This is a genomic window from Streptomyces sp. NBC_00846, from assembly GCF_045207325.1.
Taxonomy (GTDB): Bacteria; Actinomycetota; Actinomycetes; order Streptomycetales; family Streptomycetaceae; genus Streptomyces.
The window spans coordinates 7941395-7964094 of the sequence record NZ_CP108846.1; the positions used below are offsets into that span (position 1 = coordinate 7941395).

The 22700-nt window shown below is 68.9% G+C and carries 16 protein-coding genes and 6 pseudogenes; 13 read left to right on the forward strand and 9 right to left on the reverse strand.

Annotation, left to right across the window (positions count from 1 at the left end; translation table 11 throughout):
- Positions 1-371 precede the first annotated feature (371 nt).
- Positions 372-1763: an IS1380 family transposase gene (locus tag OG936_RS36585; protein ID WP_331746122.1), complete on the reverse strand. Its 1392-nt coding sequence runs from the start codon at positions 1761-1763 to the stop codon at positions 372-374.
- A gap of 341 nt (positions 1764-2104) precedes the next feature.
- Here OG936_RS36585 and OG936_RS36590 point away from each other — a divergent pair, with 341 nt between their 5' ends.
- Entirely contained in the window at positions 2105-3031 is a 927-nt protein-coding gene (locus tag OG936_RS36590) for a hypothetical protein (protein ID WP_406500064.1), read from the forward strand.
- A gap of 332 nt (positions 3032-3363) precedes the next feature.
- Here the strand turns inward: OG936_RS36590 and OG936_RS36595 are convergent.
- Both OG936_RS36595 and OG936_RS36600 read right to left on the reverse strand, forming a co-directional pair.
- Positions 3364-3651, reverse strand: a pseudogene (locus OG936_RS36595) (integrase core domain-containing protein); the annotation flags it as partial.
- A 122-nt stretch (positions 3652-3773) separates the two neighbouring features.
- Positions 3774-4397, reverse strand: a complete 624-nt coding sequence (locus OG936_RS36600; RefSeq protein ID WP_406500065.1) for a TetR/AcrR family transcriptional regulator — start codon at positions 4395-4397, stop codon at positions 3774-3776.
- A 195-nt stretch (positions 4398-4592) separates the two neighbouring features.
- Here OG936_RS36600 and OG936_RS36605 point away from each other — a divergent pair, with 195 nt between their 5' ends.
- From OG936_RS36605 to OG936_RS36620, 4 genes and pseudogenes are all read left to right on the forward strand, one after another.
- Positions 4593-5753 (forward strand): serine hydrolase domain-containing protein, encoded by a 1161-nt coding sequence (locus tag OG936_RS36605; RefSeq protein WP_406500066.1) that lies wholly within the window; start codon positions 4593-4595, stop codon positions 5751-5753.
- A gap of 794 nt (positions 5754-6547) precedes the next feature.
- A pseudogene (locus tag OG936_RS36610) lies at positions 6548-6931 on the forward strand (ATP-binding cassette domain-containing protein); the annotation flags it as partial.
- Positions 6932-7015: 84 nt separating this feature from the next.
- Positions 7016-8404 carry an aldehyde dehydrogenase family protein gene (locus OG936_RS36615; RefSeq protein WP_406500067.1) on the forward strand — a complete coding sequence of 463 codons (1389 nt, stop codon included), beginning with the start codon at positions 7016-7018 and terminating at the stop codon, positions 8402-8404.
- Between the two features lie 71 nt (positions 8405-8475).
- Positions 8476-9144 (forward strand): annotated as a pseudogene (locus OG936_RS36620) (alcohol dehydrogenase catalytic domain-containing protein); the annotation flags it as partial.
- A gap of 241 nt (positions 9145-9385) precedes the next feature.
- Here OG936_RS36620 and OG936_RS36625 read toward each other — a convergent pair.
- A complete protein-coding gene (locus OG936_RS36625; protein WP_406500068.1) occupies positions 9386-9730 on the reverse strand; it encodes a hypothetical protein in 345 nt (114 codons plus the stop codon).
- A gap of 291 nt (positions 9731-10021) precedes the next feature.
- On the opposite strand from OG936_RS36625, the gene OG936_RS36630 reads away from it, so the two are divergent.
- Entirely contained in the window at positions 10022-12955 is a 2934-nt protein-coding gene (locus OG936_RS36630; protein ID WP_406500069.1) for an AAA family ATPase, read from the forward strand.
- A gap of 44 nt (positions 12956-12999) precedes the next feature.
- Here OG936_RS36630 and OG936_RS36635 read toward each other — a convergent pair whose 3' ends face one another.
- A complete protein-coding gene (locus OG936_RS36635; RefSeq protein WP_406500070.1) occupies positions 13000-13383 on the reverse strand; it encodes a hypothetical protein in 384 nt (127 codons plus the stop codon).
- 494 nt (positions 13384-13877) lie between these two features.
- The gene (locus tag OG936_RS36640) at positions 13878-14483 is read right to left on the reverse strand and encodes a hypothetical protein (protein ID WP_406500071.1); all 606 of its coding nucleotides are present in this window, start codon (positions 14481-14483) and stop codon (positions 13878-13880) included.
- A 388-nt stretch (positions 14484-14871) separates the two neighbouring features.
- Between OG936_RS36640 and OG936_RS36645 the strand changes: the two genes are divergently transcribed.
- Together OG936_RS36645 and OG936_RS36650 are read left to right on the forward strand one after the other, a co-directional pair.
- Positions 14872-15648 carry a hypothetical protein gene (locus OG936_RS36645; RefSeq protein ID WP_406500072.1) on the forward strand — a complete coding sequence of 259 codons (777 nt, stop codon included), beginning with the start codon at positions 14872-14874 and terminating at the stop codon, positions 15646-15648.
- A gap of 275 nt (positions 15649-15923) precedes the next feature.
- Positions 15924-16544 (forward strand): transposase, encoded by a 621-nt coding sequence (locus OG936_RS36650; protein ID WP_406500769.1) that lies wholly within the window; start codon positions 15924-15926, stop codon positions 16542-16544.
- Positions 16545-16631: 87 nt separating this feature from the next.
- Here the strand turns inward: OG936_RS36650 and OG936_RS36655 are convergent, their stop codons facing one another.
- Together OG936_RS36655 and OG936_RS36660 are read right to left on the reverse strand one after the other, a co-directional pair.
- Positions 16632-16886: a hypothetical protein gene (locus tag OG936_RS36655; protein WP_406500073.1), complete on the reverse strand. Its 255-nt coding sequence runs from the start codon at positions 16884-16886 to the stop codon at positions 16632-16634.
- A gap of 138 nt (positions 16887-17024) precedes the next feature.
- A complete protein-coding gene (locus tag OG936_RS36660; protein WP_403782605.1) occupies positions 17025-17666 on the reverse strand; it encodes a TetR/AcrR family transcriptional regulator in 642 nt (213 codons plus the stop codon).
- Between the two features lie 118 nt (positions 17667-17784).
- On the opposite strand from OG936_RS36660, the pseudogene OG936_RS36665 reads away from it, so the two are divergent.
- From OG936_RS36665 to OG936_RS36685, 5 genes and pseudogenes are all read left to right on the forward strand, one after another.
- Positions 17785-17982, forward strand: a pseudogene (locus OG936_RS36665) (DDE-type integrase/transposase/recombinase); the annotation flags it as partial.
- 258 nt (positions 17983-18240) lie between these two features.
- Positions 18241-19311 carry an IS110 family transposase gene (locus OG936_RS36670; protein WP_406491619.1) on the forward strand — a complete coding sequence of 357 codons (1071 nt, stop codon included), beginning with the start codon at positions 18241-18243 and terminating at the stop codon, positions 19309-19311.
- A 16-nt stretch (positions 19312-19327) separates the two neighbouring features.
- Positions 19328-19537 (forward strand): annotated as a pseudogene (locus OG936_RS36675) (integrase core domain-containing protein); the annotation flags it as partial.
- Positions 19538-19565: 28 nt separating this feature from the next.
- Positions 19566-20237, forward strand: a pseudogene (locus OG936_RS36680) (IS481 family transposase); the annotation flags it as partial.
- Positions 20238-20456: 219 nt separating this feature from the next.
- A complete protein-coding gene (locus OG936_RS36685; RefSeq protein ID WP_406500074.1) occupies positions 20457-21614 on the forward strand; it encodes an MFS transporter in 1158 nt (385 codons plus the stop codon).
- Between the two features lie 101 nt (positions 21615-21715).
- On the opposite strand, the gene OG936_RS36690 is transcribed toward OG936_RS36685, so the two are convergent.
- Positions 21716-22615: a LysR family transcriptional regulator gene (locus tag OG936_RS36690; protein WP_399336994.1), complete on the reverse strand. Its 900-nt coding sequence runs from the start codon at positions 22613-22615 to the stop codon at positions 21716-21718.
- Between the last annotated feature and the right edge of the window lie 85 nt (positions 22616-22700).

The following is a 22700-nucleotide window of genomic DNA, read 5'->3' on the forward strand; positions in this document are numbered from 1 at the left end:
GTTGTAGGTTCCCAAATCGCGTGGCCAAATCTCACGAACCGTGGCCACGCGGCGGCCACCATCGAGACTGCACAGGTCAGAAGCTGCGCTTGGCGACCGATCCCGAGGAGTTGGACACGGCGGTGAGACTGATCGACGTGGACTTCGCCGACGAGCAGCGCGTCGTCAGGCTGCCTGGGCGCTGGATGCCCGAAGTGCGGCACCGCTGAACCTGGATCCACCGGGTGGATTTCGGGGTGAGGGTTTCGGCGGATTTTTGGTCCTCGCGGAGTTGACCGGTGGTTTCGGGTGTCGGGTGTCCGCTGGTCTGCCCAGCTTTTCCACGTGTCTGCAGGTATCGGGCCCTCTCGGGCGGGTCGTTTCAGGGAGCGTCAGCCGACTGGTGGTGGCGCGTGCGTGGCGGTGAACAGCTGGATGAACTCGCTTTCCCAGGGCCAGTGTTGGGGCAGGTGGAGGGTGAGGTGGCGTGCTGAGCGGGCCAGACGTGCGGGGACGTTGATCAGGTGGTCGCGGATCGTCGCGGTGGTCGCGCGGGCATGGAACGCGCAGGCCAGGGCCCCGGCGGCGCGGGTCAGGTTGTGGGCGAGGGCGGCGAGCGTGAGCCAGGCGGCGTTCGCCTGGAAGTGCCCGGAGGGGGCGTGCGCGAAGGCGCTGTTCTTGACGTCCGCGATCACCTGCTCCACCACGGCGTGCCGTCGGTGATCACGCTCGGCGTCGATCAGGGTGAGCGGGGAGTCGGTGAACGCGGCGTGGTAGCGCCAGGTATCGAAGAGCGTGCCCTGTCCCTCGGGCAGGGCCGCGGGGTTGAGCCGCTTCACCCTGCGCACGATCAATCGGGCGGTGACCTGCTGTTTCTTTGGCTTGGAGGTGAAGGCGGTGTAGGTGGTCTCGGCTATCTCCGCGTCCGAGATCCAGCACTGTCCCTCCTCGTCCCAGACCGCCTTGGGGTACTTGATCGCCGTCCACGCGCTCTCGCCGATGGCCGCGATGGCGGTCTTGACCGAGGCGTTCATCCGCGCCGTGACGGAGAACCGGGCGTCCGCGGCCCGGCAGGCGTTCACCACGTCAGCGCCGTAGAACGCGGAGTCGGCACGCACGATCAGCAGGCCGCCGGCCCCGCAGGTGCGGGCGGCGCGGATGGTCTCGGCAACGAACCCGGCCGCACCGCGTGCCGAGTTCGTGGGCCCCTTGCGCAGGCGGGTGGCAGCGATCACCGGTGCGGCGAGCGGGGTGGAGATGATCCCGAGCAGCGCGTTCAGGCCCTTGACCTTGCTGTATCCGTAACCGGCACCCTGCTTGGCATAGCCGTAGGTACGGCGGATCGTGTCGTCAATGTCCACATAAGCCACCGCCTGCGCGCCGGGCAGCAGCCCGGTGTGCGCGGCCAGGGCGGGTAGGAACCGCCGGGCCACGGCATGCAGTTGCTTCACATGACCGTGGGTGAAGGAACGCAGGAACGAGCCCAGCGTGGACGGCGCCCGCACCCCGGTGAACAGCCGGGACAGTCCGCCGTGCCGCAACCGGTCCATGTCATCGAAGCTGTCCGCACCCGCGACCATGCCGCCGACCAGCGACATCACCTTCGCCGCCGGGAAAGAACCCGTGCCGTCCCTCGAGACCGGCAGCTTCACCAGGCCCTCGACCAGCGCGGGCAGTCCGCACCGCTCGGCCAGACGCGCCACCGGCTCAAGCCCGCCGTACGCGACGAGATTCGGGTCATCGAACCGTGCGGAGACCATCGCGGCGGCATGGGAAGATTGCATCTCGGAAGTGCCTTGTCGATCGTGCCTGATGTGGTCCTAGAGAAACCCCATCATCGCAGGTCACAAGGCACTTCCTCGTTTCCGTGAGAGTCATCCACAGACGTCAAGCCGGTGGATCCAGGCTGAATCGCTCCGTAGTGCTGGGTCGCAGGGATTGCTGAACAATCTGCGCGATCTTGACGTCAAGCCGCAGGAGCCGCACGGCTGAGCCTCTGCCGCCTGCCGCCGCTCAAACTGCCTCGCGACGCATCCAAGGTTTCGTCGACACAGACGGCGAAGGGCATTTACGGGACAGCCCTTAGCGAGTCTGGCCGTTAATTTATTCACATCAGGAGACCAACATGGACACTCGAGATCCACGGTTCAGCGGACTCAGCATTGGTACTGGAGTCGTTCGCTATTCAGATCTCAGCTATTTGATTATCACAAACGATGCCGCTGTCAGTGAAGGTTACACAGATTCGCTACTGCTCTCTCTGGATCGTGGAAATTGGGGCGCCAACACAGTGGAATGGCTTGCCTGTTCCGGAACGGTCTGCCATGTGCCAACCGAACGTTACCTGGTGCTGGGCACCGATGGATCGGTACAAGCTAGTGGTGGCGGCGCTGTAAAGGAAGAGGCGCCCATCGCGAGCTGCGGAGTGGATCCGAGGAATCGCGGCCCTCTTCGTGAAGTACGTGGTATCGCGAAAGGTAGAGCCTATGCCGTAGGAACCTGCCGGCAGGCCTATGTTCGCGATGGCGAAGATCAGTGGAAATGCATTGACCAGAGCGCCCAAGTCGGTGACACCCCGATCACCGAAACGAGCTTCGAGTCCATCGATGGGTTCAGCGAACAGGAGATATACACGGTCGGTTGGGAAGGTGAAATCTGGAAGTATGACGGTTCCTTCTTCACCCAGCAGAACAGTCCGACCAACCTGGTGCTCTACAAAGTTCGCTGCGCGTCGGACGGTTTTGCCTATGCCTGCGGCCAGCTCGGCACCTTGCTTCGGGGACGCGGTGATCAATGGGAAGTGATCGATCACGAAAGCACCAAAGAAGACCTCTGGGGCATGGAGGTTTTCGATGGACAGCTGTACGTGTCTTCCACCCATTTCGTCTATCGACTCGAGGACGGCAAGCTCAAGCCCGTCGATTTCGGCGACGACGTTCCGCAGACCTGTTATCACCTGAGCGCGGCCGACGGGATCATGTGGTCCATCGGGCCCAAGGATGTAATGGAGTTCGATGGTTCGAACTGGAAGCGGAGTCTGCGAATTGACTGACCCGGCGATCCCGGCCTGCCCATGCATCAGGATCGGCGACTGACGAACACCCTTCCCATCGTCCTTGACCTACACGGCGAAGAAGCCGGCTTCCTCGCCGTCCTACGCGACTACGCATTGCGCGCGCCGCATGACGATCTCGACGTAGCTATTCAGCTGGGTTGAGTGGTTCGGTCAGGCGGCTGCTGTGTCGGGTGTGAGGGTCCTACGCCCTCCGGCGGTATGGCCGGTGCGGGAAGGTGGAGAACGCGGGCGAGAGCGGCCGTGACGTGGAGCCCCCCACCCACTGACTAGGTAATCGGGGCTTCCCCCTTGATCGTGAACACCGGTTGTTATGCGGCGGTGGCCAGGGTAGTTGATCGTCGTTCGTAGGCGATCGGACTGATCTGACCGAGGCGGGAGTGTCTTCTCCGGGTGTTGTAGCGGGTCGCCCACCGGAAGGCCGCGAGTCGGGCTGCTCGGGGCCCAGGCCAGCGTTTGGCGCCCTGGAGGGTTTCGCGTTTCACGGTCGCGTTGAAAGATTCGGCAGCGGCGTTGTCCGCGCTCGTGCCCACCGCGCCGCGCGATCTGGTCACGCCGAGGTCCGTGCAGACCTGTGCGAACTCCTTCGAGGCATATTGGGTAGTGAACAGACGTCAAGTTGGCATCGGCGTAGCAACTGCTTGGTCGAGTTGCCGCCGTTGGCTCGAGCCAGCTGTGGTCGTCGGGCCGGCATCAGGCAAAGGAGCCGGAACGTGGCGGTCTACCCGTGATCGTCTGTACTGCCGGCCCGGGGGGAGCGGTCGAGGAGGCGTACGGCGAAGTCGATGGCGCGGTCCGCTCGTGTGCGGTCCCCGGAGACGAGGAGATCGAGCTGCAGGCCCCGCACCTGCGCGAGCACAAGGGTGGACAGAGCGGAGGCGTCCTCGGGCGGCCAGCCGTCCGCGACAAGTCTGTTGGCGATGATCTCGATCCAGTCGTGGACGATCGACCGGGAGAGTTTTTCGTCTTCCCCGGACCTCTCCCCGTGATGGCCGACGAATTCGAAAAGCAGGAGGAACTGGCGCTGCTCCTGCGGTTCGCACAGCCGACGCCATAGCGCCCTGACGAGTTCGGCCGTCGAGTGTGCCTCGCGGAGTTCCACGTCCGACATCAGCCATGCGGCCAGATCCGTGCGGACCTTCTCCGCGATGGCCAGGAGCAGCGCGTCCTTCGAGGAGAAGTGTCGTAGCAGTGTCGCGTGGGTGACGCCGAGCGCCTGCGCCACGGGACGCAGGGACAGGCCGCTGACGCCGTGTTCGAGGATGTACTCGGTCGCCGCGGCCAGCAACTCGGGCCGCCGGTGCTGGAACCGGAGGGTGCGCCCGTCGACGCGGGAAGAGCTCATCGCTGCCTTCCTCTGCTCTGTGTCAATGGAAAATTAACAGTACCACTCGGTTGCCCTAACCGAGTGGTACTGCTACTTTCTCGGTATCGCAGCCGGGGCCCTCCGGCCCCCCAGGACGCGCCCACCCCAGCAATGGTGTCGGCCCGCCCACTCCCCCTGCTCCTCCGGATCCCTCGTTCCACTCGAAGGACGGCAATGACTGTTCAGAAGCGCATGACCTTGGTCGACCTCGGCCTCTTCACCGGTGCACCGCAGCACGAGCACTTCTGCCGGATGAAGGACCTCCTCGACACCCGTGAGATGGCCCCCTCCGCGCACCCTCACCCCTGGCCGCGCGGTGAGATGACCCCCCTGCCGGAGACCTTTGACTTCGACGGCGCCTCACGGCCGACCAAGGAGTTCCTGGCCGGCACCGACACGGCAGCACTGCTCGTGCTCGTCGACGGGGCCATCAGACATGAGAGCTACTTCCTGACCGGTGGCCCGGACGTGCAGTGGCTGTCCGCGTCGGTCGCCAAGAGCTTCGTCTCCGCGCTCGTCGGTATAGCGGTCGAAGAGGGGCACATCACGAGCATCGACGAGCCCATCAGCTCCTACGTGCCGGTGCAGCCCGGTTCCGCGTACGACGGTGTGTCCATCAAGGACGTGCTCCAGATGTCCTCCGGCGCCCGGTGGAACGAGGACTACAACGACCCGGCCTCCGACATCTTCCAGCTCAACGCCGCGACGGCGGGCATCGGCGGCACGCTCGACGACTTCGTCGCCCGCATGGTGCGCGAGAGCGAGCCTGGCACCGTCTGTCGCTACAACTCCGGTGAGACGCAGATACTTGGCGCCTTGCTGGCCCGGGCCACCAACCGCTCGGTCGCCGACTACATGAGCGAGAAGCTGTGCGAGCCGCTCGGCATGACATCGGCAGGTTACTGGCTGGTGGACCCTGCCGGGAGGGAAATCACCTTCGCGGGGCTCAACCTGACCGCCCGCGACTTCGCCAGGCTCGGCGAGCTGTACCGCAACGAGGGTGTGTGGCAGGGCCGGCAGATCGTGCCCGCGCAGTGGGTGCGCGACTCGATCACCGTGACCGCGCCGCATCTTCGACCCGGCCGCCCCCTTGTCGGCGACCAGCAAGCCGATGGGGTCGGCTACGGCTACCAGTGGTGGCTCATGGCGGGAGACCGTGGCGAGTTCGGCGCGGTCGGCGTCTACAACCAGTTCATCTACGTCGATCCGGTCAGCCGGACCACCATTGTGAAGCTCTCCGCCAGCCGCGAGTACGGGACGTCCCTGGACGAAGCCACCAGCGGCGAGCTGGAGACCATCGCTTTCCTGCGCGCGGTCGCCCAGCAGGGCCACTGACCCGCGATTGAACGCGGGTGCCGTGCCGTGCGTGGGGAGGGGCGGAGCGGGTTTCCACGCGGTGCCCGGCGGGCTTGGCGAGAACATCACCACCCGTCAGCAGCAATCGGCCCCGCCCAACGCCGACGGTGTGCAGCTGCTGGGCGTGCCGCTGGCCGCCGAAGCAGGTCGGCAGCGGACGGCACACCACCGTCCGCTCCACACGCCTCAAAGCCGGCCAGGGCTGACGTCGGTAGAGGGTGGGTCACTTCCGGCTCTGTCCCCGCATGATGTCGATGAGGTCTGTGACCACCGGACGGGCCCCGTAAAGCGCTCCGCCCGCGATCAGCGTGATGGCGCCGATAAGGGCGTCCGCCAGTAGGTGCCGAGTTGAGCGGTGGTAAGAACGTGACGGTGGTGTGGACGGTGTGGTTCTGACTGGCCGTGGGGTGTTGTCCGGCGTTCGGTCCGTACTTGCTGGTGGGGTTCTTGCGGGTGCGGGCCATGACGCGGTGCCGGTGGCGGGCATCGAGAAATACGTCGTCTCCGACCGCCGGGCTCGTGGTAGAGCCCCACGAGCCCGGCGGCTGGGTGGGCGACCGGGTTGAGGAGGCTGGTGAGCAGGCGCCACTGTTCGGTGCGGACAATGCCATCGGTCAGGGTTGCGGTGACGGACGCCTCGATGACGCGGACGGTCAGCAGGACGGGCAGGACGCCGTAGCCGATCCGGGCCAGGTAGGAGCCGTCGCCCAGGTGCCGGAAAGGGGTGGGTATCCGGCGGGCAGAGGAGCGCACCAGGAACTGGGGGCGCCGGTGGCCTGGACGTCCCGGGCGAACGCGGCTACCGGCTCTCCGGCGGCGAACGCCAGCGCCTCACCATCGCCCGGCTGCTCCTGGCCCGCCAGCGCGTCGTCATCCTCGACGAGGCCACCGCCCACCTCGACAACACCTCCGAGGCGGCCGTCCAGGAAGCACTCGCCGAGGCGCTCGCCGGGCGCACCGCGGTCGTGATCGCCCACCGGCTCTCCACCGTACGGGCGGCCGACCTCATCCTGGTCGTGGAGGACGGGCGGATCGTGCAGCGGGGCACGCACGACAAACTCCTCGCGGCGGGCGGCCGGTACGAGGAGCTGTACCGCACCCAGTTCGAGAACCCCGGTGCGCAGCACGGGGAACTCGACCGGCAGCCCCAGGCATGACGGGCGTCTCTGGCGCCCGAAAACTAACAGCGCTAGTTTAAGCGCGGACGATCTCGTCCGTAACCGTATCCGGGAGGAACAGTGATGAAGGCCCACAACGGCATGTACATCGACGGGGCCTGGCGGCCCGCCGCTGGACGGGACACGATCGCGGTCGTGAACCCGGCGGACGAACAGGTCATCGCCGAGGTCCCGGCCGGCACCGCCGAGGACGTCGACGCCGCGGTACGGGTCGCCCGCGCCGCGCTCCCCGCCTGGGCGGCCACCGCGCCCGCCGAGCGGGCCGCGCGGATCGCCGCCCTGCGTGACGTGCTCGTCGCCCGCAAGGACGAGATCGCCGAAACCGTCACCGCCGAACTCGGCGCGCCGCTGCCCTTCTCGCAGGCGGTGCACGCGGGCGTGCCGGTCCTGGTGGCCGGTTCGTACGCCGAACGCGCCGCCTCGTACGCCTTCGAGGAGAAGGTCGGCAACTCCACCGTGTACGCCGAGCCGGTCGGCGTCGTCGGCGCGATCACCCCGTGGAACTACCCGCTGCACCAGATCGTCGCCAAGGTCGCCCCCGCGCTCGCGGCGGGCTGCACGGTCGTCCTCAAGCCCGCCGAGGACACCCCGCTGACCGCCCAGCTCTTCGCCGAGGCCGTCCATGAAGCGGGCATCCCCGCAGGCGTGTTCAACCTGGTCACCGGCCTCGGCCCGGTCGCCGGACAGGCACTGGCCGAGCACGAAGGCGTCGACCTGGTCTCCTTCACCGGCTCCACCGCCGTCGGCAAGCAGATCGGCGCCACGGCCGGCGCGGCCGTCAAGCGCGTCGCCCTCGAACTGGGCGGCAAGTCCGCCAACGTCATCCTGCCGAGCGCTGACCTGGCCAAGGCCGTCGCCGTCGGCGTCGCCAACGTCATGGGCAACTCCGGCCAGACGTGCAGCGCCTGGACCCGCATGCTGGTGCACACCTCCCAGTACGACGAGGCGGTCGCGCTCGCCGCGGAGGCCGCCGCCAAGTACGGCGACCGCATCGGCCCCCTCGTCAACGCCAAGCAGCACGCGCGGGTGCGCGGCTACATCGAGCAGGGCGTGGCGGAGGGGGCCCGGCTCGTCGCGGGCGGCCCCGAAGCCCCGCGCGAACAGGGCTACTTCGTCAGCCCCACCGTGTTCGCCGATGTCACCCCGGAGATGACCATCGCCCAGGAGGAGATCTTCGGCCCCGTCGTCTCGATCATCCGCTACGAGGACGAGGACGACGCCCTGCGCATCGCCAACGGCACCGTGTACGGCCTCGCGGGCGCGGTCTGGGCGGGCGACGAGGCGGAGGCGGTGGCCTTCGCCCGGCGGATGGACACCGGGCAGGTCGACATCAACGGCGGCCGGTTCAACCCGCTCGCCCCGTTCGGCGGCTACAAGCAGTCCGGCATCGGCCGCGAACTCGGCTCCCACGGGCTCACCGAGTACCTCCAGACCAAGTCCCTCCAGTTCTGACCCTTCCGCGTTCCCGCGGTTCCGGCCGTTCTGCCCCGTTTCCCCGCTGCCGATCGTCAAGGAGCCTGTTCGTGGTCCGCGCCGCCGTACTGCCCGCAGTCTCAGCTCCCCTGGAGATCACCGACATCGAACTCCCGGAGCCCGGCCCCGGCCGGGTGAGGGTCGCCCTCGCCGCCGCCGGCGTCTGCCACTCCGACCTCTCGCTGTCCAACGGCACCATGCGGGTGCCCGTCCCCGCCGTCCTCGGCCACGAGGGCGCGGGCACCGTCGTCGCGGTCGGCGAGGGCGTCACCCATGTCGCCCCGGGCGACGGCGTCGTGCTCAACTGGGCGCCCTCCTGCGGAAGTTGCCACGCCTGTGTGCTGGGCGAGGTCTGGCTGTGCGCCAACGCGCTGAACGGCGCGGGCGCGGTGCACGCCCGGCGTACGGACGGCGGCGGCGAGCTGCATCCCGGTCTCAACGTCGCCGCGTTCGCCGAGGAGACGGTGGTCCCGGCGGGCTGCGTCCTGCCCGTCCCGGGCGGCATCCCGCTCACCGACGCCGCACTCCTGGGCTGTGCGGTCCTCACCGGATACGGCGCCGTGCACCACTCGGCACGGCTGCGCGAGGGCGAGACGGTGGCCGTGTTCGGCGCCGGGGGAGTGGGGCTGGCCGCGCTCCAGGCCGCCCGCATCGCCGGTGCCTCGCGCATCGTCGCGGTCGACGTCTCCCCGCAGAAGGAGGAGCTGGCCCGCCGGGCGTCCCAGCCGCGGCCCAGGATGCCGTCGGCCGCCTGCAGATCGCCGCGCACCATCAGGTCGACATGGCCGTGCAGCGACACAAAGCGGGCGTGCAGGTTCCCGGTTGTCAGGGTAGCGCCGTCGTCGAGGGGGTCATCGCCGAGGCTGTCGCAGGAGACACCGCCGGTCACCAGCAGATCGCCGCGCACCACAACGTCGACACAGCCGCTGATGTGTACGGAGTGTGCCCGCAGATCGCCGGTCACCAGCAGGAACTTGTACTGCCCGCCGTCGCCCTCCCCCAGTCGAGGCCGCCGTCGATGACGAGATCCCCGTCGACGATCACATGGGCCGGCCAGTGCGGAGGCGTGCGTTCGGAGTCCAGGTCGCCCCGAATGCGCAGATCTCCGCCGTAGAGGCGGACCGGCAGTCCGGACCCGTCGTGCGGACACTTCAGATCGGCGGACAGAGCGAACCGTTCCTCCGCCGCACCGGCTTCGATGACCTGCTGTTCCTTGAATGACACATGCCGCCTGCCGCTGTGGCGGGGGCGACCTGGCGGGCGGGCGGCTGCCTGCGCAGCGGCATCGGCGAAGAATTCGCGCATGCCGACCACGCTAGGCCAGGGCACCGACAGCAGGCCTCGTATCAGGAACGGTCAGGACCTACTACGGAGCCGTCGGGGTGTCCCGTAGCGACTGGTCAGCAGTGTGACGCGCTGCCCGTACGTCGGTCACCATGCGCCCCTGACCGGCGCGGGGCGAGCCCGCCACAAAGGGACAGCGTTGTCGTACTCGTGCTGTAGAACGCTGCCTGACAGCGACAGCCGCCCAGCCCCGTGTCGTAGCCACCGGGGCCCTGGCGTGCCGTGGCGGCGTTCGTTCCGAGGGAGATCGTGGTGGTTGAGTTGTACAGGGGACCGGGCAGGCGCACGAACAGCGTGCCGTTCGTCAGCAGGTCAGCCGAGCTCCGCCGGCTCGACGCAGCCCTGCAGCACATGGGAGCCGGTGGTCCGGCACTCGTCGACATCACCGGTGAGGCCGGTATCGGCAAGAGCCGGTTGCTGGCGGAGTTCAGTACGCTCGCCCGCCGCCGCGGGGCGGCCGTGCTGCGCGGCCGGGCCACCGAGTACGAACGGCACAGCCCGTTCCAGCCGTTCGCCGACGCGTTCGCCGACCTCGACCAGCGGGTGCTCAGAGTGTTCCCGTCGCTGCGGGAGCTCCCTCCGGTGCTGCGGGGGAGGGCCGAGCCCTCGGGCGAGCCGTGGAACAGGGACCGTTTCGGCCTCTACCGGGCCACCGCGGACGCGCTGCGCCGCATCCGGGGCGCGCGGCTCGTCGTGGTCCTCGACAACCTGCACTGGGCGGACCCGGCGTCCCTGGAACTCGTCGACCACCTCGTGCGGCACCCCGTGAAGGCCCCCTTCCTGCTCGTCGTGTCGCGCCGCGACCGCCAGGCCCCGGCGGCGCTCACCACGGCGCTGGCGTGCGGGGCCGACACCGGCGCGGTGCTGCGAATCTCTCTCGGCCCGCTCGACGAACGGGACTGCGTCGAGGAACTGGCCCGCGACCTGCCGCAGCAGCGGGCGGCCGAGATGTACGCCGCGAGCGAGGGCAACCCGCTGTACTTCCTGGCACTCCTGACGGCCCATCGCACCGCCCGGCTGCCCGGGCCCCCGGTCCGGGACGGTGGTCCGCCCGCGGGCCTGGAAGCACTGCTGCTCGACGAACTCGCCCCTCTGGACCCAATCGAGCGCGGCACCGTAGAAGCCGCCGCCGTACTCGGCGACCACGCCACGGCCGACCTCATCGCCGCTCTCACCGGCTCACCCGTCCCCGACGTCGTCGAGGCCCTGCGCGGGGTGATGCGCCGCGATCTGATCCGCACGGACCAGGCCGGACGCCGTCTGGCACTGCGCCACCCGCTGATCCGGGTGCTGGTCCACGACAGCACCGACCCCTGGCGGCGGCAGGAGCTCCACCGCAGGGCAGCGGCCGAACTGGCCGAGGCCGGCGCACCCCTCGCCGAGCGGGCGCACCACATCGAGCGTTCACTGACCGGCTGGGACCCGGAGGCCGCCGCGATCCTGACCAGCGCCGCCGAACAGACCGCCGTGACGGCCCCGGCCGCCTCGGCCCACTGGCTCGGTGTCGTCCTCGCGATCCTGCCCAACACCCCCGGACACCTCCACAAACGCCGTGAGTTGATGCTGATGCGCGCCGGGGCGCTCGGCACGACCGGGGCGCTGTGGAAGAGCAGAGACCTCTTCCACCGAGTGATCGACATGCCTGCCGGCAACGAGGACGGCGAGGACGCGCTCCGTACCTCCGCCGTCGTGCAGTGCGCCGTCATGGAGCGTCAGCTCGGGCGCTACGCCGAGGCCGACGCGCTGCTGCGCCGCGAACTGGACCGGAGGCCCGGGCCGTCACCGTCCCAGCGGATCGGTCTCGTCATCGAATGGTGCTGCCGCGCGCAGTTCGTCGCCCGCTTCCCCGACGTACGGGAAGAACTGGCCCAGGCGTTGCGCGGCGCCCGCGATCTGGGTGACGGACTCGACGAGATGGGCGCCCTGACGCTGGCCGCCATGAGCGAGGCGTACGAGGGTGACACGGCCGAGGCCCGTCGGCTCGCCCGGACCGCGGCGGGGCTGGCGGACGCGCTCACCGACGGCGACCTCGCCGGGCTGTGCGAGCCCCTGGTCAGACTGGGCTGGGCCGAGGTGATGCTCGACCGGTACGCCGACGCGGAACGGCACACCGACCGGGGCGTGGACATCGCCCGGCGGACCGGCCGGCCCTACATGCTGTCGCAGCTCCTGCTGTGCAAGGCGTACGCCCACTTCCTGACCTGCCGGGTCACCACGGCGCTGGAGCTGGCCGACGAGGCCGCGACCATCGCCCGGGCCCTGGGCAGCGGCGAACTGCTCGGCTTCACCCTCGCGATCCGGTCCCTGTTCCTCATGCAGGCCCGCCCGCCGGGCGATCCGGACGTCCTGGCCGCCGCGGAGGAGGCGGCGACAGCGCCGGAGGGCACGGGCGAGAGCTGGTGGTCCACGTTGGTACGGTCCCTGCTCGCCCTCGCCGCGATGGGCGCCGGTGACCCGCACCGCGCACGGGACGTCCTGCTGGACGCGGGCGGCGGCAGGGACCTGCCCCGATTGCAGCCCTCGCTGCTGCCCGAGTTCCTGGAACTGCTCGTCGCCGCCGCCTTGGCCGTGGGTGAGACGGAGGAGGCCGAGAACGCGGCCGAGCGCGCCCTGAAGGAGGCCGAACAGATCGACCTGCCGACCCGCCGGGCAGCGGCGCTGCGCGCCTTCGGCCGGGTCGAGGCGCATCGGCGGGACCCGGCCGCGGCGGCACGGGCGTTCGCCGAAGCCGCCCGGGAGAGCGCGCTGTCCGGGGCGACCCTCCGGGAGGCCCAGAGCCTGCTGCTCGGCGCCGCGTTCACCAGGGCCGCCGGTGACGGCGCCGGCGCGGCCGCCATGTGGCGCCGTGCCCGTCGGCAGGCCGCCGAGGGCGGGGCCACGCTGCTGGTCGCCCTGGCCGACCAGCAGCGTCCGGAGGTGCTGGGTGACACGGACGGGGCGGCGGAGCCGTCCGGACCGGCCGCCGGGCTGGCCCAACTGACCTCGCGGGAAAGGGAGATAGCGGCTCTGGTCGCAGAGGGTCTCACCAACCAGGCCGTGGCCTCCCGGCTCTGCCTCAGTCCGCGCACGGTCGAGAGCCACATCGCCCGCGTCTACCGCAAGACGGGCGTCCCGTCCCGCGCGGCCCTCGCCACCCTGGTGGCCCGCCACACGGTTGCGGCACCGGGCACGCCGCCGCCCTCGTGACCAGTGCCGTCGGCCGGACGCGGACCGAGACGCCCCTCGGCCGCTCACTCCTCCCAGCGGCGCCGATAGCGCGGGGGCCTGCGTTCCGGCGGAACGATCAGCGAGGTTCCTCGGCTCCCGCTCCCGCTCTCGTTTCCGTTCCCGGTGTCCGCGGACTTGCCCGGCAGGCCGGTGAAGTCCTCCTTCCCGCCCGGTGAGGTCCGCGACGCGTACCGCGCCCAGCGCAGGGCGTGCCGCACCTCCAGGACGTACGACTCGGTCCACCGCGCGCCCGCCTGGAACACCGGCGCCCCGGGCCTGCGGGCGGCGGCGCCATCGGTGCCCGCGGTCGCGGAAGCCGCTCCCGAGGATGCGGCGGAGCCGGCATCGGCCGCCGAGTCGCGGAGGCCGGGAAGCACTACCCACAGCGTCGTGCCGACGACGATCACCGCGGTAGCGAGGAATGCCCTGCCTCTTACCTTCCGGGCCGGGGCGCTCGCCCCAGATCTACCGGGACACGTCGGCTGTCGGTGCGGCGGCCGTCGGGAGCTGCGCGGAGGCCGCCGCACTGGCGGGGAGCCCGGCAGGAGGATCCGTTCCCCAACGGGATATGACCGGGACGCGGCCGGGCGACGGTCGTTCTCGCTGCGGGGCTCGCGCATGCCGCCCCGCGCGGAGCTGCGCGCCGGCCTGCCGGTCCTGCGAGCGTCGGCTGCCCCGAGGGCGGCGTGCGCTGACCTCCAGCACAAGGGGTATTGGAGAACCGCAGGGCGCTCCGAACCGACACGGGGGCCGCGGCCGTCCGGGGGGATTACGGCGGCGGCCCCGGGGGCTGGGGTGGGCCCGGCGGCTCGGAGGGGAGCTTGGCATATGCCGTCCGGCGTGGGCATCCGTGGAACTGCCCAACCTGGTACGGAAGTCTGGCGCCGTCACCGGGAGCCTGTCATACGGAGTCGCGGCGCAGCACCAGGCTAGCGGGAAAGCGCTCCTCCACCCCCGGCAGGAACAGTTCCTCCCCGGCGAAGGCGGCCCGGAGCGCCGCGGGAAAGGACGGGCGGGGGCCGGGGCGCGCCGCGGGAAAGGACAGGCAGGTGCCGGTCTCGTCGTGGCGGAGCAACTCCGGGCGGAAGAAGCGGGAGTCGTCTCCCGGGCCGTCGTTGACGATGTCGGGGCGGAGTTGTTCCCATCCGTTGGCGTAGATGAGCACACGGATGCTTCCGTCCGCGCAGGCGTCGGCGTACGAGTCCAGGATCTGGGCGCGTGCGTGGAGCTCGCCCTCGACGGCGAGTACGGCGTTGCGGTCTCCGAGTTCCCCAAGGCAGGCACTGACGCGGACATCGCCACCGACGAACACACGGATGTTGTTGGCGAACGACAGCGAGGGGGCGTTCAGGCTCCCGGTCACGATCACCGGCCCCGGGGTGTAGTCGCACGTCACGAGCTCCACGGGGGCGGTGGACGTGAGGTCGCCGTCCACCACGACGAAATACGGGCCGTTGCCGGTCCAGACCGGCTGCGTCGTCGTGCATCCAGAGGGATAGAGCCGCACCGTCGGCGGTGCGCCCCAGTACTCGAACGCCTCCAGCGCCCAGGACCACTCGCGGCCGGGAACTGTTCGAGGATCTCCGGGATCGAACTGGCCTGACCTTCTTCGTCGAGTTGCACGGCTTCCTTCTACTTCGTGATGTGGCGGGCCTGCGGTGCCGGGCCCATCCGAGCATGGCGCCGTCTCCGTGTGCGTCTCGACCGGCGCCAGTGTCAGTAGAACTACGCAATCGGCCACGGAAACCACCGGAACCTCCCTGCTCATGACCAACGGCCTGGTCGCATGTTCTACGTTCTGTCAGGTCCGGCGTCCGGCCTGGGACACGACCGGCTGGGTTCCGCCAGGTGAGCCCAGAGCTGCGACACTCCCTACCCCTGCAAGGAGACCCCCGATGGACATACCCCGTGCCCGCAGCGCGCTCCGGGACACGCTCAGCGCGGTCGAGATGGAACAGTTGGTCACAGCCCATGTGCGAAGCCCGGACGTTCGCCGCCAGGCGATGGTAGTAGCCAGGGACTGGGCGGCCGGGCCCGGGTACCACCCCCAGGACGTCGATGTCCTGTTCCACGACGGCGACCTGGAGATAGGCGGCGATTTCCACACCGGGATCGAACCGTGGACCCAGATGCTCGTGGTCCACGGGGACCTGGCCGTCAGCGGGCTGTTGGAAGACTGCCTGGACCCGGAGTCGCTCATCGTCGTCACCGGAGATCTGCGGGCCGGAAACCTCATCACCGAGGGATGGCTGGAGGTCCAGGGCAACGTCACGATCGACGGCTGTGTGCTCTTCGAGGACAACGACTGCAGCGCCCGTATCGTCGGCAACCTCACCGCCGGGCTGATCTTCACCAAATATCACCACGTCGAAGTAGGTGGCCAGGTCACCGCGCCCCTGATCGCCGGTGACTATCGGCGTATCGAGTCGCCGCACAACTTCTCGTTTGTCGAGGAGACCGACCCGTCTCTCGTCCCGCTGCTCGTGCCGGAGGTGCTCTCGATCGAAGGCGATGCCTCCGGCGAGTTCGACGAAGACTGGAGCCTGGACTACGTGGACTCGCGGGCGATGGCCGACCTCATCCGTGCGGGGAAGTCACCCCTGCGCGCCGGCGCGCCAAGTCATACGGCCCTGGGGTCCGCGAGCCCGTTGCAGGTTCCGCAAAAAAGGTAATTGTGATAGTCGTCCTGCGGCCCGGGTTGAGTTGCTGCCAGGCTGGCGTTGACGTTCCGGTATGACCAGCAAGGTAATTGGCGGCTCGTCAGAGCCTGCCGTGCCCCCGAGATGTCTACCGGACGTCGGCGTCGGCCTGGCCCACCCCGTTGGCTTGATCAGCAGCTTGTCCGCCATCTCGACGTGACTCATCACAGTTCTGCCACGCGGTGACTCCGCCCAGGCCGGCGCCGACCACGGTCGCCCAGCTCTTGAAGGAGAACAACCTCGTGACCATGCTCGCAGAACGAGTCGACGGCGTCATCGGAGTCGACACCCACCGGGACACCCTCGCCGCAGCCGCCGTCAGCCCCATCGGCGCCGTTACCGCCACCACCGATGCCCCCGCGAACGCACGGGGCTACCGGCGCCTGCTGGACTTTGCCCGCCAGCACGTTCCCGGCCGCCGATGCTGGGCTCTCGAAGGGGTCGGCAGCTACGGCGCCGGGCTGGCCGCCTTCCTCGCCCAGGCCGGCGAACAGGTCGTCGAAGTACTGCGTCCCAAACGGGCAGCCGCTCGCGGCGGCCGCAAGACCGACATGATCGACGCCATCCGGGCAGCCAAGGAAGCCCCGGATCCTGGGGATCGCCCGATCCAGCTTCTACTACCGGCGGCGGACCGGACCGGCCCGCGTGGCCCGCCAGGCGGCCGACGTCGAACTCGCCACGCGGACTCATCCGAGTACCGCTTCGTGTACTTGCTTCCCACCTGGCACTACTTCCTCCGGACCTCGGATCCCAGTCTCCAGGTGTCCAAGATCAAGGGGCGGCTTCAGTGTTCCCTGGCCCACGACATCGACACCGGGCGCACCGACCCCTGCGACGCCGCAGACCGCATTCGGTCCTGGCGGATCTGACAACCACCCAACAGTCCCCGCGCGATCGAACGGCAGCCATTTTTTTGGGTCGCTCCGGGCTGTCCGCAGCGTGACAGGCCGACGCGGCTAGGCGTGCGCTGCGTGGATGTGGCTGATGTAGCCGCCGCGCTCGTCCCGGCCGAAGACCCCCCTCTGGACGGACCGCCGGAACAAGTCAACCAGCTCAGAGTGGTCCGGGGCGGCCTCCCCACCGATCAAGGCCAGCAGATCCTGGCGGTGCTCGATATGGGTCAGCGCCAGGACGGTCAGAACGTCTGCGCACGTCCCGGTGATATCGGCTTTGACCTCCGCGTACATGTTCGTGATGAGGTCGAATTTCATCGGCTGACCATCCACGTTCAGTCGTGCGGTGGCCGGGTGTGCCCGCCCGTCGGCGGACTCGGCACTGTCCCGGTGCACCGCAACGAACGGGGCCGCCTGGTGGGGGAGGCTCTCGTGCTCCGGGCCGTGCCGGCGGGCTCAGTCGGTCGTGTTCGGGCGGTCGGCAGCGGCGACGAGGTCGGCGAAGGTGAGCGGTTCGCCGGGGGCAGGGGCGGGCGCCGGTGCGGACTGCGTGGTCAGACCGTCGAGGGCAAGGTCGAGATGGCGGTGCAGCAGCGTGCCGTCCGCGTCGAGCCGGGAGAGACCACCGGGCAGGGGGCGGGACAGCCGGATCGACAGGAGGATCAGGTCCCCCGCCCCCACCTCGGGGCGCAGCCGGCCGGATTCGTGCGCCGCGCGGATCAGGTGGTCGAGCGCCCTCGATGTGCGGGTCCGGCTTTCGATCAACTCCTGGTCGACAACGAGCCGTTCGAGCAGCACCGGGATTACCGCGCCCATCCGGAGGCCGGCTGCCGCGTGGACGAAGCGCCGCACCGCGTCGTACGCGTCACCTTCCTCCCGCGCCGCCTGGTGGGCCGCGGCCTCAAGGCGTGAGAGCAGGTCGCCGGTGAGATCACGCACGAGTGCCTCGCGGTCGGCGTAGCGACGGTAGAGCGTGGCCGGCCCCACACCCGCCCGGCGCACGATCAGGTCCAGCGGGGCGTCCAGGCCCCGCTCCAGGAACACATCGCGGGCGGCATCCAGGATCCTTCGTCTGCTGCGTTCGGCGTCCGCCCGCATGAGATCCACCTTCCATCAATGAAGCGGAGAACTTCTCTCCGTTTATGCTAGCGTGCCGTAGGCGGAGAAAATTTCTCCGTTTCGCTCGAAAGGGGCTTAGCCATGAACACTGGCGCGCTGGTCGATCGCGGACCACATGCGCACCTCCCTGGTCACCGACGCGGTCGAGATGGCCGTTGCCGCCCGCGGCGGCCGGGTCCACGGCGTCGTCCTCCACACCGACAGCGGCACCCGGTACAGCGCGGCCGCCTTCGCCGACGTCTGCAGCCGGCACGGCATCCGTCGCAGCATGGGCCGGGTCGGCTCGAGCTATGACTGTCAGTCTGTTCGTACCGGATCCCGCAAGGATCGGGTAGTCCCGGCCGTGACGGTCTGACTCTTGCTTACGACCGACCCCACGGGTGTCCTGGCGTTGATCTGTCGACCGTCCGGCCGGGCACGCAACAAGCGCTGCCGCCGGACGGACGTGACCTCATAGGAGCCTGGAGCCAACTCGTCAAAGCGTCCCCGTGACAGTCCTGTCCCTCCGGCCGGCGACAGCGTGCATCCCACGCTACCGACCGAAGGGAACGCGGTGGATAACAACGAGCAGCACAGGTCCGGGCACGTCGTGATCGGCGTCGACACACACAAGCATGTGCACGTCGCTGCAGTGATGGACACGATCGGCGGGATCCTGGCGACCTTGACGATCCCCACCGACACCGGCGGATTCCAGCAACTCCTGGACTGGGCAGGCTCATACGGCAGGATTCTGGCCTTCGGAATCGAGGGCACCGGCTCCTACGGCGCCACCCTGGCCTCGTTCCTTCGACGGGCCGGGCACAAGGTGGTCGAGGCCGGCCGCCCGGACCGGCGGCTGCGACGGATGAACGGCAAGTCCGACACCCTGGACGCCGAGAACGCCGCCCGAGCCGTCCTGGCCGGGTTCGCGACGGCCACGCCCAAGAGCGCCGACGGTGAAGCCGAGATGATCCGGCAGCTCAAGATCGCCCATGACCAGGCCGTCGAACAGCGCTCGGCGGCGATGGTCACCATGAAAGCGATGCTTGTCCACGCTCCTGATCCCTTGCGCAACGAGACCGCGGGCAAAACGCAAATCGCTCTGGCCCGGCACCTGGCGGGCCTGCGTCCTCGACAGCTGGAGGGCCCCGAGGACGCACTGCGTCACGCCCTTCGAACACTGGCCAAACGGTGGCAGTACCTCGACGCCGAGGCCAAGGAACTGACGAAAACGATCGCTGAGCTGGTCCACCGTGCCGCCCCGCAACTACTCGAACCATTCGGCATCGGTGTGGACACCGCCGCGGAGATCCTCGTCGTGGTCGGCGACAACCCTGAACGCATCAAGTCCGAAGCCGCCCTCGCCAAGCTTGCGGGCATCGCTCCTGTGCCCACCGGCTCCGGCATGACCAGCGGCAGGCACCGCATCAACCACGGCGGCCACCGCCAGCTCAACGCCGCGATCTACCGGACCGTCATCGTCCGCATGCGATTCCACCAACCGACGATCGACTACGTCACCCGCCGCACCGCCGAGGGCAAGACGAAACGCGAGATAATCCGTTGCCTCAAACGCTACGTCATCCGCGAGGTCTACCACCTGATCCGACCCGCACCACGGACCGTCCCCACAGCGAGTTGACAACTATAGGAGCGTCAATGCCCTCGCCGAGTCGTTCTTCCAGGGCCTCAAGCGCGAGTTGCTCCACGGGAGGAGCTGGACCTCCAAGGCACAGACCCGGCTCGAGCTGTTCCGCCGGCTGTCGTACTGCAACCGGCGCCGTCGGCATTCCGAGCTTGGCTACCTCACACCAGCCGAGCTCGAACAGCAACTGATCACGTCACGTACGCTGTCACTCGTTGCATGAAACCTGGTGTCCACTCCCGGGGATCAACCTCACACGCATCCTGCACCGCCACGGCATGCCCCGCCTGGCCTCGTGCGACCCACTGACCGGACAGCCGATCCGCTCCGAACGTCGCAGTCACGCCCGCTACGAACGAGACCGGCCCGGAGAACTGATCCACCTCGACGTCAAGAAGATCGGACGGATCCCGGACGGCGGGGGATGGCGAGCCCACGGCCGCGAAGCCGGCAGGACCTACGCGCAAAAGCAGGCCCGGATCGGCTACGACTACGTCCACGCCGCTATCGACGACCACTCCCGCATGGCCTACGCCGAGATCCACGCCGACGAAAAGGCAGACACCTGCGCCGCCTTCCTCACCCGCGCCGCCGCCTACTTCGCAGCCCACGGCATCGACCGCATCGAACGAGTCATCACCGACAACCCCTGGGCCTACCGCAAGAGCAGCGCCTTCCGGCAGGCTGTGGCAGACCTCGGCGCCCAGCAGCGGTTCATCCGTCCCCACTGCCCCTGGACCAACGGCAAGGTCGAGCGCTTCAACCGCACCCTGCAAACAGAATGGGCCTACCACCAGGTGTTCACCAGCAACACCGCACGCTCCCGCGCACTGGCACCCTGGCTGACCTTCTACAACACTCGACGCAGACACACCGCGCTCGGCGGCCAGCCCCCGATCACCCGACTGTCACCAACGTCATGACCAAGTAAAGGCGTTCGGACGGTACTGCTGCTGCACAGGTCGGCGATGCTCGAGCAGGCCCGGTTCCCCCGATCGATGAGTCGGGGTAATGAGTGGATGAGATCATCGATCTTGTTCGGCCATGAAAGGGGGTGGTGAGCTGGCCATATGAAAAGTACGGAAGCTCTCACACCCTCCACAGCGGACAGTGGGGCACCTCGCTGGTCACCGGTCATCGCCGTGGCACTCGGTACGTTCACCGTGGTGTCCTCCGAAATGATGCCGGTGGGTCTGCTGACGCCCATGTCGGAGTCCCTTTCCGTCTCCGACGGTGTCGCCGGCCTTTCCTTGACGGTTAGCGGGATCATCGCTGCGGCCGTCTCCCCCTTCGCGCCCGCGCTCATCGGGCTCCGTGATCGCAAGGGGGTGCTTGTCACCTTCATGGTTCTGCTGTCACTGGCGAATGCGCTGACCGCGGTCGCGCCCAATTTCCTGGTCCTGGCTTTCAGTCGGGTCCTTCTCGGCATTGCGATGGGCGTCGTGTGGGGACTGGCCGCAGGACTGGGCCCGCGACTCGTCGACGGACCACGAATCGCGCTTGCCACCACGCTGATCTTCTCGGGGGTCTCCATCGCCTCGGTTCTCGGCGTGCCGCTGGGGACCCTCCTTGCGGCGCTCCTCGGCTGGCGTGCCACGTTCTGGGCACTCGCACTCGTCGGTGCGGTGGCCACCGGCGTCCTGGTCCTCACGCTTCCGGCCCTCCCGGTTCACCATCGGAGCCGCCTCGACGGAATCGTCGACGCGCTGAGAAACCGCGGCGTCGCGGCCGGGCTGGCCATCACGGGGCTGGTCGCGCTCGGCCACTTCACCGGCTACACGTATGTGCGCCCGGTCCTTGAGCTGGACGCGGGCATGAGCGCCGGCCTGATCGCGAGCTGCCTGCTCGTCTACGGCATGGCCGGCGTCGCCGGAAACTTCACCCTCGGTCCCATGGCCGGCCGGTACACGAAGGAGGCTGTGACGATCGCCCTGGCGGGCGTCGCGCTGGCCGCAGCACTGCTGCCGTTCGCCACCGCGAGCACCGTCACTGTGCTGATCGCGCTCGTCATGTGGGGCGCCTCGTACGGCGGGGTCTCGGTCTCGACGCAGACCTGGGTCCGCACGGCCGACCCCGCGCGTACCGAGGTATCGGCCGCGCTGTGGGCCGGCGTGTTCAACGCAAGCATCGCTCTCGGTGCGTTTGCGGGCGGGCTCGTCATCGACCGTGCGGGAAACCGAGCCGTCCTGTTCTCGGCGGCGCTGATCACGGCGGCCGGGCTGATCGTCGCCGCCGTCTCGCGGCCTCGCCCGACGGCTCCACGCGCGCGGCGGCCGGAGCTGGATGCCGCCGGCCATTGACGGTCTGTCTGCTGCCCTGAACGGACAACCGCCAATCCGAAGGTACGTCCTTCTGACGGGCGGAGACCTGCTCCGCTTACGGCCGACACGGCAACGGCGTTTCAGTCCACGTTCTTCACCAAGAGCTCGACGAACCTGTCGGCCAGGCCGTGCTGCTTCCGTTCGCTCTGCAGGACGAGCAGCGTGGTCGGCTCCAGGTCGGGAGCCGGCAGGTAGCGGATGTCCGGCCGCGGGGCGTACCTTGTGCTCGCTTCACATAGCAGCAGACCGAGGCGGGTGCTGGCTACGGTCGAGAGCCCCTCTTGAATCGTGCCGGCGCCCACCGGGTAGGTCAGCTCGAACCCGTTCCGCGTCCGCGTCGGCGCATTCACCTGGCGCCAGTAGTCGGGGGCGGGGCCGCGCGGCTCGATCAGCGGCAGTTCCGACAGTTCGCCGGCGGAGACGCTCGACTCAGCGGCCAGGCGGTGCGCGGTGGAGAGGGCAAGGTACATCGGCTGTCGCGAGAACTCCAGCATGAGCCGGAGGCCTTTCTCACGGCAGGGCGAGAGCACGATGGCCACGTCGATCTCGGCCCGGCTCAGGCAGGAGAACGGGTCCCCCCAGGAAAGTTCGACGAGTTCGGCGGAACCCTCGGGAAGGCTCGCGATCGCCTTGGCGACCGGCTCGTACACGGCGCACTGGAATCCCACGCGCATGGGCCGGTCCGTCGCCGCAGCCCGGGCGGCGTCGAAACCCTCGCGAAGCTGGCGGAAGGCGGGAACTACCTGCTCGGCCAGCCCTCGCCCCAGATCGGTCAGCTCGACCCGGCGGCTGGTCCGTTCGAACACCGGAGCACCCACCCGATTCTCCAGGCGCTTGATCAGCTGGGAGACGCGTCCCTGGGTCACGCCCAGGATTTCGGCCGTGCGGCCGAAATGGAGTTGGTGAACCAGCACGGAGAAACACTCAAGCTCCTGGAGCGGGAGCTCCGGAATTACGGGCCATGGGGGTGTGCGATCCACCTCCGCATTCTACGCCGGTGTCGCACGGCACCCGGTCCGGGCAGAGGCGACCCGCCCCCACGAGGTGCCGGGGGTGGGATGACTG